The following is a 10,629-nucleotide window of genomic DNA, read 5'->3' as shown; positions in this document are numbered from 1 at the left end:
ACTTCCGAGGCGCTGCGGGCGGCCGGCGTCACCCTGGTGCCGGCGCTCAGCGAGCTCGTGCGGCTGCCCTCGACCTGGCGGCGCGCGGCCCGGCCCGGTGCCCTGGCCGCCGCCCTGGTGCTGCTGGTCGCCGCGCTGCTCGTGCTCGTCGCGGTCGTGGTCGGCCACGACCGCGTGCTCACCCTGCACCGCGCGCTCGACGCCGGGGTGGTCGGCGGCGGGCTGCTGGCGCTCGCCCAGGCCGCGCTGCTGCCCGACCTCGTGGGCTGGGCCGTCGGGTTCGTCGCCGGGCCCGGGTTCGCCCTCGGCGCCGGCACCTCCGTCACCACCGGTGGTTCCTCGCTGGGCCTGCTCCCGCTCGTGCCGGTGCTCGGCGCCGTCCCGCCGTCCGGTGCGCTGCCGAGCGTGCTCGTCGTGCTGCCGCTGCTGCCCGTGCTCGCCGGGGCCGTCGCCGGCTGGCTGGTCGCCCGCCGTCCGGACGACGTGCCCGGAGAGGACGGCGGACGCACCACCACCACCGTGCTGCTCGAGGCGCTCGCGGCCGCCGTCGTCGCCGTCGTGCTGCTCACCGCGCTCGTCCTGCTCTCCGGCGGCGGCGCCGGGCCGGGCGCGCTGCGGACCGTCGGCGCCTCGGCCTGGCGGGTGGCGCTGGTGCTGGCCGGCGAGGTCGGCGCCGGCGCCGTGGTCGCCGCCTGGATCACCCGGCGGCGCCAGCACGCCTGACTCCTCGATAGGGTCGCTGGTCGTGACCACCCACGGGCCCGTGACGCCGGGCCCCGCGCGCCTCGTCGTGCTGGTGTCGGGGTCGGGCACGAACCTGCAGGCCCTGCTCGACGCCTGCGCCGACCCGGCGTACGGCGCGGTCGTGGTGGCGGTGGGCGCCGACCGCGACGGCATCGAGGGGCTCGCGCGGGCCGAGCGGGCCGGCGTCCCGACGTTCGTGCACCGGGTGCGCGACTTCCACGACCGCCCCGCCTGGGACGCCGCGGTGGCCGACGCGGTCGCGGCGCACGAGCCCGACCTGGTGGTCTCGGCCGGCTTCATGAAGCTCGCCGGCCCGGCGTTCCTCGCCCGCTTCGGCGGTCGCTACGTCAACACCCACCCGGCGCTGCTGCCGAGCTTCCCGGGCACCCACGGTGCCGCCGACGCGCTGGCGTACGGCGTGAAGGTCACCGGTGCCACCCTGTTCGTGGTCGACGAGGGCGTCGACACCGGGGCGATCATCGCCCAGCGCGCCGTGGAGGTGCTCGACGACGACGACGTGGCGTCGCTGCACGAGCGCATCAAGGTCGCCGAGCGGTCGATGCTCGTCGAGTCCGTGGGCCGGATGGTCCGCAGCGGTTGGTCCGTCAACGCGAGAAGGGTCACGGTCGGGTGAGCGAGAAGCGGGTTCTGCGACGCGCACTGGTGTCGGTGTACGACAAGAGCGGTCTGGAGGAGCTGGCCGTCGCGCTGCACGAGGCCGGCGTGTCGATCGTCTCGACCGGGTCGACGGCCGGCCGGATCGCCGCCGCCGGCGTGCCGGTGACCACCGTCGAGGACGTCACGGGCTTCCCGGAGTGCCTCGACGGCCGGGTGAAGACGCTGCACCCCAAGGTGCACGCCGGCATCCTCGCCGACACCCGCAACCCCGAGCACGTGCAGCAGCTGAGCGACCTCGGCGTCGAGCCGTTCGACCTCGTGGTGAGCAACCTCTACCCGTTCCGCGAGACCGTCGCGTCGGGCGCCGGGCCGGAGGAGGTCGTCGAGCAGATCGACATCGGCGGCCCGTCGATGGTGCGCGCGGCCGCCAAGAACCACGCCAGCGTCGCCATCGTCACCGACCCGAGCGACTACCCGCTGGTGCTCGAGGCGCTGCGCGACGGCGGGTTCGACCTCACCGCGCGCCGCCGGCTCGCCGCGCGCGCGTTCGCGCACACCGCGGCCTACGACACCGCCGTGGCGACCTGGACGGCGCGCGAGCTCGACGCCGGGGCCGACGCGTGGCCGCCGTACGCCGGCATGGCTCTCGAGCGCGCCGCGGTGCTGCGCTACGGCGAGAACCCGCACCAGCCGGGCGCCCTCTACGTCGACGACCACGCCGCGCCGGGCATCGCCCAGGCGACCGTGCTGCACGGCAAGGAGATGTCGTACAACAACTACGTCGACGCGGACGCCGCGCTGCGGGCGGCGTACGACCACACCGAGCCGGCGGTCGCGGTCATCAAGCACGCCAACCCGTGCGGCATCGCCGTCGGGGGCGACGTCGCCGAGGCGCACCGCAGGGCGCACGCCTGCGACCCGGTGTCGGCGTACGGCGGCGTGGTGGCGGCGAACCGGCCGGTGACCCTCGCCATGGCCGAGCAGCTCAACGAGACCTTCAGCGAGGTCGTCGCCGCCCCGGCGTTCGACGACGACGCCTACCAGCTGCTCACCCAGAAGAAGAACCGCCGGCTGCTCGAGCTGCCCGACGGCTACGCCCGCGACCCGCTCGAGTGGCGCCAGGTCAGCGGCGGCGTGCTGGTGCAGCTGCGCGACCAGGTCGACGCCGAGGTGCGCGACGAGGACGGCGCCGTGACCGGCGGCGACGACCCGGCCACCTGGACCCTGGCCGCCGGCGAGCCCGCGGACGACGCGACGCTGGCCGACCTCGCGTTCGCCTGGCGCGCCGTCCGGGCGGTGCGCAGCAACGCGATCCTCCTGGCGAAGGACGGCGCCAGCGTCGGCGTCGGCATGGGTCAGGTGAACCGGGTCGACAGCTGCCGGCTCGCCGTCGAGCGGGCCGGTGCCGAGCGGGCGCGCGGGTCGGTCGCGGCGTCCGACGCGTTCTTCCCGTTCGCCGACGGGCAGCAGGTGCTGCTCGACGCCGGGGTGCGCGCGATCGTGCAGCCCGGCGGGTCGAAGCGCGACGGCGAGGTGGTCGAGGCGGCGCGCGCCGCCGGCGTCACGGTGTACCTCACCGGCACCCGCCACTTCGCGCACTGACCGCCCCACCCCCCCTCGGACCGACGATCAAGCTCCTTGAGGCACGAAGCACCTCGAGGGCTCTGAGAGGATGCCGCCCATGACCGCTCGGGTGCTCGACGGATCGGCGACGCTGAAGACGATCAAGGCCGAGCTGGCCGAACGCGTCGCCGCGCTGCGCGAGGCGGGCGTCGTGCCCGGGCTGGGCACCGTGCTCGTCGGCGACGACCCCGGGTCGCACTGGTACGTGCGGGCCAAGCACCGCGACTGCGCCGAGATCGGCATCGAGTCGATCCGCCGCGACCTGCCCGCCACCGCGACGCAGGCCGAGGTCGAGGCCGTGATCGACGAGCTGAACGCCGACCCCGCGTGCACCGGGTTCCTCGTGCAGCAGCCGACCGGGCTGGACGAGCTGGCGCTGCTCAGCCGGGTCGACCCGGGCAAGGACGTCGACGGCCTGCACCCGATGAACCTCGGCTGGCTGGTGCTCGGCCGTCCCGCGCCGGTGCCGTGCACGCCGGCCGGCGTCATCGAGCTGCTGCGCCGGCACGACGTCGAGCTCGCGGGCGCCCACGTCGTGGTGATCGGCCGCGGGCTCACCGTGGGCCGCCCGCTCGGCCTGATGCTGACCCGCCGCTCCGAGAACAGCACGGTCACCCTGTGCCACACGGGGACCCGCGACCTGGCCGGGCACGTGCGGCAGGCCGACGTCGTCGTCGCCGCGGCCGGCGTGCCCGGCATGGTGACCGCCGACATGGTGCGCCCCGGCGCCGCGGTCCTCGACGTCGGCGTCAGCCGGGTCACCGGGCCCGACGGCACCTCGAAGCCCGTGGGCGACGTCGCGCCCGACGTCGCCGAGGTGGCCAGCTGGGTCAGCCCCAACCCCGGCGGCGTGGGCCCGATGACCCGCGCCATGCTGCTGGCCAACGTCGTGCAGAACGCCGAGCGGGCGCTGGCCGCCCGGTGAGCCCGGCGTGACGCGCGCATGACCCCCCGGCTGCTCGGCCCCTGGCTGCTGCTGCTCGTGGGCGTGCTCGTCGCCGTGCTGGTCGTGGTGAGCGGTCACCTGCGCGGCGGCGGCTACCTGCTCGGCGGCACCCTCGGCGTCACCGCCCTGCTGCGCGCCCTGCTGCCCGAGCGGCTGGCCGGTGCCGTCGTCGTCCGCGCCCGCTGGCTCGACGTGCTGCTGCTCGGCGGTGCCTGCGCCGTGGCCCTCGTGCTCGCCGGCACCCTGCCCCTCGCCACCACCCCCTGACCCCTCTCCGCGCGTCAGCCCCGTGTGCGCACCTCAGCCCGCTCGGGGCGGGCTCTTCAGCGGGCTGAGGTACGCACACCGGGCTGGGGTGCGGAAAGGGGTGCGGGGTTCAGGTGGCTCCGGAGGACAGGAAGCGGGCCATCGGGAGGGTGGCCGCGCCGAGCGCGACGGCGTCGGTGCCGAGCTCGGCGCCGACGATGAGGGTGTGGCTGAACGGCAGGCGCAGCGCGCCGCGGCCGGCTGCCGCCTGCAGCTCGGGCAGCGCGGCGGCGGCCAGCGCCCGGCCGACGCGCCCGCCGACGACGACCCGCCGCGGGTTGAAGACGTTGACCAGCCCGGCGATCCCGGCACCCAGGTAGCGCACGGTCTCGGCGAGGACGTCGGCCGCCGCGGGGTCGCTCGCGGCGGACGCCACCAGCGCCTCGGCCCGCTCCTCGAGCTCGAGCGCGGGGTCGAGCCCGCTGCCGCCGAGCTCGGCGTAGCGGTCGAGCAGCGCGCCGGCGCCGACGTACGCCTCGAGGCAGCCGAGCGCGCCGCAGCGGCAGGGCCGGCCGTCGACCACGACGGGGCTGTGGCCCCACTCGCCCGCGCTGCTGGTGGCCCCGCGGTACAGCTCGTTGTCGATGATGATGCTGGTGCCGACACCGGTGCCGAGCAGCAGGATGACGGCGTGGTCGGCGCCGCGGGCCGCGCCGAACCACTGCTCGGCCTGACCCATCAGCTTCGCACCGTTGTCGATGGCAAACGGTAGGCCAGACCGCTTGCGCAGCAACGCCTCGAAGGGCACCGCCCGCCAGCCGACGGTCTGCCCGTCGACCACGGCGCCGTCGACGTGCTCGACCAGGCCGGGCACCCCGACGCCGACGCCGAGCACCGTGCCCGGGTCGACGCCGGCCTCGGCGATCACCCGCTCGACGCCCTCGACGACGTGCTCGGCGGCGTCGTCCGGGTCGAGGCGGGTCAGCTGGGTGCGGGAGCGGTGCGAGGCGCGCACCTGCATCCCGAGGTCGAACAGCTCGACGAGCACCGACGCCTCGCCGATGTCGACGCCGACCACGTGGCCGTAGCCCGGGTCGATGCCGACGAGCCCGGCCGGCCGCCCGGTGGAGGCGGGCTGCCGCTCCTCGCGCAGCACCCCGACGTCGAGCAGCTCGGTGACGACGTTGCTGACGGTCGCGAGGCTGACGCCGGTGGCCTCGCCGATCGCCTGCCGGCGCGAGGGGCCGTCGAGGTAGAGGTGCCACAGGGCCCGCGACCGGTTGCTGCGGCGCAGGTCCTGCACCCGTGCCGTGCCGGGCGTGCGCGCCGTCCCGCTCGTGCTCATCGCCGTCCCTCCGGGCCTCGACGGCACACGGTACCGGGCACCCGCAGGTCACGAACCCGTCTCGAGGGGTTGACCGCGGGCCGTTCGATGCACATTATTCACGGCTTAGAGGAAGTCCCGTTCCGGACGCCCTCGGTTCACCGTCGAACTCGGGCACCGCCCGGCCAGCGAAGGGACGCACGTGGGACGACTCACCAGGATCGGGGGAGGGCTGCTCGCCTCCTCGCTGCTCGCGCTGTCGATGGCCGCCTGCGGCTCCGACGACGCGGACGGCGGCAGCGGCGGCGGCGACGCGGCCGGGCAGACGCTCACCTACTGGGCCAGCAACCAGGGCACCAGCATCGAGAACGACCAGCAGGTGCTGAAGCCCGAGCTGGCGAAGTTCACGCAGCAGACCGGCATCAAGGTCGACGTCGAGGTCGTGCCGTGGTCCGACCTGCTGAACCGCATCCTCGCCGCGACGACGTCGGGCAAGGGGCCGGACGTGCTGAACATCGGCAACACCTGGTCGGCGTCGCTGCAGGCGACCGGCGCCTTCACCCAGTTCGACGACGCCACGCTGGCGAAGGTCGGCGGCAAGGACCGGTTCCTCGCCGGCAGCCTCTCCGCCACCGGTGCGCCGGGCAAGCCGCCGACGGCGCTGCCGATCTACAGCCTGGCGTACGGGTTGTACTACAACAAGAAGTACTTCGCCGAGGCCGGCATCGAGAAGCCGCCCACCACGTGGGAGGAGCTGGTCGCCGACGGCAAGAAGCTCACGACGAAGGACCACTGGGGGCTGTCGATCGAGGGCGGCAGCGTCAGCGAGAACATCCACAACGCGTTCACCTTCAGCCAGCAGCAGGGCGGCGCGTTCTTCGACGCCGCGGGCAAGCCGACGTTCGACACCCCGCAGAACGTGGCCGGCATCAAGCAGTACGTCGACCTCATCCAGACCGACAAGATCACCAACCCCAGCAACGCCGAGTACGCCAACGGGACTGAGGCGCTGGCGGACTTCGCCAAGGGCAAGAGCGCGATGGTCATCTGGCAGGCCGCGGCCGGCTCGCTCGACCAGCTCGGCATGAAGGCCGACGACATCGGTGTGGTGCCGGTGCCGGTGCCCAGCGGCGGCAAGCCCATCTCGAGCATGGTGGCCGGCATCAACCTCGCGGTCTTCGACGGCTCGGAGCACAAGGACGCCGCGCTGCAGTTCGTGAAGTTCATGACCAGCACGCCGGAGCAGATCACCCTCAACAAGACGTACGGGTCGCTGCCGACCGTGCAGGACGCCTACTCCGACCCGGCCTTCCAGACCGACGCGGTGCAGACGTTCAAGGACATCCTGAGCTCCAAGGCCGCGCCGCTGCCCGCCGTGCCGCAGGAGAGCCAGTTCGAGACGACCGTCGGCACCGCGATCAAGAACATGCTGGCCGACGCCGCGAGCGGCAAGCAGGTGACGGACGCCGAGATCAGCAGCCAGCTGCAGGCCGCCCAGCAGCAGCTGGGGAGCTGACCGGCGCTCGTGCTCGACACCGCCCCGGCACCGGTCGCCGCCCCGACCCCGGCCCGCACCCGCGGGCCGCGGTCGCGGCGGCGGCTGCTGCCGTACGTGCTGCTGCTGCCCGCCCTGCTGGCCGAGCTGCTCATCCACATCGTGCCGATGCTGGCCGGCGTGGGCATCAGCTTCCTGCAGCTCACCCAGTTCTACCTGCGCAACTGGCGGGCCGCACCGACCGCCGGGCTCGACAACTACCGCTACGCCCTGAGCTTCGACCAGGCGGCCGGCAAGGCGCTGCTGCACTCGTTCACCATCACCTGCGCGTTCACCCTCGTGGTGCTGGTGACGTCGTGGCTGCTCGGCATGGCCGCCGCGGTGTGGACGCAACGCACGTTCCGCGGCCGCGGCCTGGTGCGCACGGCGTTCCTGGTGCCGTACGCGCTGCCGGTGTTCGCGTCGGTGATCACCTGGTCGTTCATGCTCCAGCGCGATAACGGCCTGGTGAACCACGTGCTCGTCGACCAGCTGCACGTGACCGACGACCGGCCGTTCTGGCTGATCGGGAGCAACAGCTTCGTGTCGCTCTGCGTCGTGGCGGTCTGGCGCACCTGGCCCTTCGCGTTCCTGTGCCTCACCGCCGGCATGCAGTCGATCCCGGCCGACCAGTACGAGGCGGCGGCGCTGGACGGCGCCGGCGTCGGCAAGCAGCTCCGGTTCGTGACGATGCCGATGCTGCGCAGCGTCAACCGCGTGCTGCTGCTGGTGATGTTCCTCTGGACCTTCAACGACTTCACCACGCCGTACACGTTCTTCGGCAAGTCGGCGCCGCGGCAGGCCGACCTCATCTCGATGCACATCTACCAGAACTCGTTCGTGACCTGGAACTTCGGCACCGGGTCGGCGATGTCGGTGCTGCTGCTGCTGTTCCTGCTGCTGGTGACCGCGGTCTACCTGCTGGTGGTCCGCCCGAGGAGCGACGATGCGTGAGCCCACCTGGTTCGTCTGGTCGCGGCGGGTCGGGCTGACCCTGCTCGCCGCGTTCGCCCTGCTGCCGGTGTGGGTGATGGTCAGCACGTCGCTGAAGCCGCTCGGCGACGTGCAGGGCGAGTTCCGCTGGATCCCGTCGCACGTCACCGTGCAGCCGTTCGTCGACATGTGGCGCACGATCCCGCTGGCGCACTACTTCGTGAACAGCATCGTGGTGTCGGTCGTCGCCTCGTGCGCCTCGGTGGTGATCGCGCTGTTCGCGGCCTACGCGGTGAGCCGGTACCGGTTCCGCGGCCGCGGGCTGTTCTCGGTGACCGTGCTGTCGACGCAGATGTTCCCCGGCATCCTGTTCCTGCTGCCGCTGTTCGTGATCTTCGTGAACATCAGCCGGGTCACCGGCGTCGACCTCTACGGCAGCCGGCTCGGCCTGATCATCACCTACCTCACGTTCACCCTGCCGTTCTCGATCTGGATGCTCGTCGGGTACCTGGACTCGGTGCCGAAGGAGCTGGACGAGGCGGCCGAGGTCGACGGCAACGGCCCGATCGGCGCGTTCCTGCGCGTCGTCGTCCCCGCCGCCGTGCCGGGCATCGTGGCCGTGCTCATCTACGCGTTCATGACCGCCTGGGGCGAGGTGCTGTTCGCCTCGGTGCTCACCGACGACAGCACCCGCACGCTCGCCGTCGGGCTGCAGGGCTACGCCACCCAGAACAACGTCTACTGGAACCAGATCATGGCCGCCTCGCTCACCGTGAGCGTGCCGGTCGTCGTCGGCTTCCTGCTGCTGCAGCGCTACCTCGTGGCCGGCATGACGGCCGGAGCGGTGAAGTGAGCCGGATGCCCCTCTCGCAGAACGGATCTCCTCGCGTGCCCGACCTCTCCCCGCTGCCCGCGGACTTCGTGTGGGGCGTCGCGACGTCCGCCTTCCAGATCGAGGGGGCCGCCGACGCCGACGGCCGCGGTCCGTCGATCTGGGACGACTTCTGCCGGGTGCCCGACGCCATCGACGGCGGCGACGACGGCCTGGTGGCCACCGACTCCTACCACCGCTGGCCCGAGGACCTCGAGCTGCTGCAGGAGCTCGGCGTCGACTCCTACCGGTTCTCGGTGGCCTGGCCGCGCGTGCAGCCGGACGGCGGCCCGACCGTGAACGCGGCCGGCCTCGACCACTACGACCGGCTGGTCGACGACCTGCTCGCCGCCGGCATCGACCCGCTCGTGACGCTGTACCACTGGGACCTGCCCTCGGTCCTGCAGCACCGCGGGGGCTGGGTGGCGCGCGAGACGGCGCTGCGGTTCGCCGACTACACCGACGTCGTGGCGCGCCGGCTGGGCGACCGGGTGCACCGCTGGGTCACCCTCAACGAGCCGCTCTGCACGGCCTGGATCGGCCACCTCGAGGGCCGGATGGCGCCCGGCGTCCGCGACCTGCGCAGCGCGGTGCACGCGTCGTACCACCAGCTGCTGGGGCACGGGCTGGCGACGCAGGCGCTGCGGGCGAACGACCCCGGCGCGTCGGTCGGCATCGTGCTGAACCTCAGCCCGATCGAGCCGGCGTCCGGCAGCGAGGCCGACCGGCTGGCCGCCGAGCGCGCCGACGGCCACACCAACCGGTGGTGGCTCGACCCGGTGCACGGCCGGGGATTCCCCGCCGACGTCGTCGAGATCTACGGCGTGCCGCTGCCGAGCGAGGACGGCGACGACGCGGTGCTCGCGACACCGCTGGACTTCCTCGGGGTGAACTACTACTTCCGTCAGGTCGTGGCGGCCGACGACGCCGTCGCGACGCTGCGGTTCCGCCAGGTGCCGGTCGAGGGGGCGCCGACCACCGCGATGGGCTGGGAGGTGCACCCGCAGGGGCTGGCCGACGTCCTGCTGCGCGTCACGAAGGACTACGCGACCCCGCAGCTGTGGGTCACCGAGAACGGCGCCGCGTTCGACGACGTGCCGGACGCCGAGGGGTACGTGGCCGACGCCGAGCGCACCGCGTTCGTGCTCGACCACGTGCAGGCGGTGTCCGACGCCGTGGCGCAGGGCGCGCCGGTGCAGGGGTTCTACGCGTGGTCCCTGCTCGACAACTTCGAGTGGTCGTACGGCTACTGGCCGCGCTTCGGGCTGGCCCGCGTCGACTACGAGACGCAGCGCCGCACGGTGAAGCAGAGCGGGCGGGCGTACGCCGACCTGGTGGCCGGGCACCGGGCGAACCGCCCGACGACCTAGCCGACGCCCGCGGCGCGCAGGGCGGCGGCGGTGGCCGCCGCGACGACCACCACGAGCAGGAAGGGCGCCCGCAGCAGCAGCGCCACGGCGGCGGCGGCCAGCCCGGCCAGCCGGGCGTCGACGACCAGCCGGTCGCCGGTGCTCGGCGTCAGCACGACGACGAGCGCGGTCGCCACCGCCGCGGGCAGCAGCGCGGCGCCGTGCGCCACCCGCGGCTGCCGCAGCACGCTGGCCGGCACCAGGTGGCCGAGCAGCTTCAGGGCGAAGGCCACCGCCGCGGCGCCGAGCACCGCCACCCAGGTGGTCACGCCGCCTCCTCGCCGTCGGGAGCGGGTGGTCGGGTGGCGAGGCCGATGACGGCGGCCGCGAGCGCCGCGGCCACCACCGGCAGGCCGACCGGCAGCGCCGGCACCAGCGCCG

At 73.7% G+C, this 10,629-nt stretch carries 11 protein-coding genes; 9 read left to right on the top strand and 2 right to left on the bottom strand.

Features of this window, described 5'->3' with window-relative positions:
* The 5 genes from ACYVI6_RS16340 to ACYVI6_RS16320 all read left to right on the top strand — a co-directional run.
* Positions 1-723 (top strand): cell division protein PerM (locus ACYVI6_RS16340; RefSeq protein ID WP_460447381.1); only part of this gene is annotated, 723 nt, incomplete at its 5' end.
* Positions 724-745: 22 nt separating this feature from the next.
* Entirely contained in the window at positions 746-1,378 is a 633-nt protein-coding gene (gene purN / locus ACYVI6_RS16335) for a phosphoribosylglycinamide formyltransferase (RefSeq protein WP_460447380.1), read from the top strand.
* Positions 1,375-2,964, top strand: a complete 1,590-nt coding sequence (gene purH / locus ACYVI6_RS16330; RefSeq protein WP_460447379.1) for a bifunctional phosphoribosylaminoimidazolecarboxamide formyltransferase/IMP cyclohydrolase — start codon at positions 1,375-1,377, stop codon at positions 2,962-2,964. The genes purN and purH overlap by 4 nt, the downstream gene beginning before the upstream one ends.
* Before the next feature lie 79 nt (positions 2,965-3,043).
* Complete coding sequence (locus tag ACYVI6_RS16325; RefSeq protein ID WP_460447378.1) at positions 3,044-3,910, top strand: bifunctional methylenetetrahydrofolate dehydrogenase/methenyltetrahydrofolate cyclohydrolase; 867 nt, start codon at positions 3,044-3,046, stop codon at positions 3,908-3,910.
* Between the two features lie 18 nt (positions 3,911-3,928).
* Positions 3,929-4,198: a DUF3017 domain-containing protein gene (locus ACYVI6_RS16320; RefSeq protein WP_460447377.1), complete on the top strand. Its 270-nt coding sequence runs from the start codon at positions 3,929-3,931 to the stop codon at positions 4,196-4,198.
* 109 nt (positions 4,199-4,307) lie between these two features.
* On the opposite strand, the gene ACYVI6_RS16315 is transcribed toward ACYVI6_RS16320, so the two are convergent.
* The gene (locus tag ACYVI6_RS16315; protein ID WP_460447376.1) at positions 4,308-5,522 is read right to left on the bottom strand and encodes an ROK family protein; all 1,215 of its coding nucleotides are present in this window, start codon (positions 5,520-5,522) and stop codon (positions 4,308-4,310) included.
* Positions 5,523-5,763: 241 nt separating this feature from the next.
* Between ACYVI6_RS16315 and ACYVI6_RS16310 the strand changes: the two genes are divergently transcribed.
* From ACYVI6_RS16310 to ACYVI6_RS16295, 4 genes are read left to right on the top strand one after another with little or no spacing between them, the layout of a single operon-like run.
* Positions 5,764-7,017, top strand: a complete 1,254-nt coding sequence (locus ACYVI6_RS16310; protein ID WP_460447382.1) for an extracellular solute-binding protein — start codon at positions 5,764-5,766, stop codon at positions 7,015-7,017.
* A gap of 9 nt (positions 7,018-7,026) precedes the next feature.
* A complete protein-coding gene (locus tag ACYVI6_RS16305; protein ID WP_460447375.1) occupies positions 7,027-7,989 on the top strand; it encodes a carbohydrate ABC transporter permease in 963 nt (320 codons plus the stop codon).
* Positions 7,982-8,821 (top strand): carbohydrate ABC transporter permease, encoded by an 840-nt coding sequence (locus ACYVI6_RS16300; RefSeq protein WP_460447374.1) that lies wholly within the window; start codon positions 7,982-7,984, stop codon positions 8,819-8,821. The genes ACYVI6_RS16305 and ACYVI6_RS16300 overlap by 8 nt, the downstream gene beginning before the upstream one ends.
* 5 nt (positions 8,822-8,826) lie before the next feature.
* Positions 8,827-10,209: a GH1 family beta-glucosidase gene (locus ACYVI6_RS16295; RefSeq protein WP_460447373.1), complete on the top strand. Its 1,383-nt coding sequence runs from the start codon at positions 8,827-8,829 to the stop codon at positions 10,207-10,209.
* Here ACYVI6_RS16295 and ACYVI6_RS16290 read toward each other — a convergent pair.
* Positions 10,206-10,517, bottom strand: a complete 312-nt coding sequence (locus tag ACYVI6_RS16290; protein ID WP_460447372.1) for an AzlD domain-containing protein — start codon at positions 10,515-10,517, stop codon at positions 10,206-10,208. The two genes, ACYVI6_RS16295 and ACYVI6_RS16290, sit on opposite strands and share 4 nt — an antisense overlap.
* Positions 10,518-10,629 lie beyond the last annotated feature (112 nt).

This window comes from Angustibacter aerolatus, assembly GCF_054776675.1.
The sequence above is the reverse complement of the archived record's forward strand: the minus strand, read 5'-3'. Positions and strand labels throughout refer to the sequence as shown.

Bases quoted from the DNA above. Each gene is read 5' to 3' on its own strand.
- ACYVI6_RS16320 (WP_460447377.1), top strand. From the start codon at position 3,929: ATGACCCCCCGGCTGCTCGGCCCCTGGCTGCTGCTGCTCGTGGGCGTG.
- ACYVI6_RS16310 (WP_460447382.1), top strand. From the start codon at position 5,764: ATGGCCGCCTGCGGCTCCGACGACGCGGACGGCGGCAGCGGCGGCGGC.
- ACYVI6_RS16315 (WP_460447376.1), bottom strand. From the start codon at position 5,522: ATGAGCACGAGCGGGACGGCGCGCACGCCCGGCACGGCACGGGTGCAG.
- ACYVI6_RS16325 (WP_460447378.1), top strand. From the start codon at position 3,044: ATGACCGCTCGGGTGCTCGACGGATCGGCGACGCTGAAGACGATCAAG.
- ACYVI6_RS16300 (WP_460447374.1), top strand. From the start codon at position 7,982: ATGCGTGAGCCCACCTGGTTCGTCTGGTCGCGGCGGGTCGGGCTGACC.
- ACYVI6_RS16295 (WP_460447373.1), top strand. From the start codon at position 8,827: ATGCCCCTCTCGCAGAACGGATCTCCTCGCGTGCCCGACCTCTCCCCG.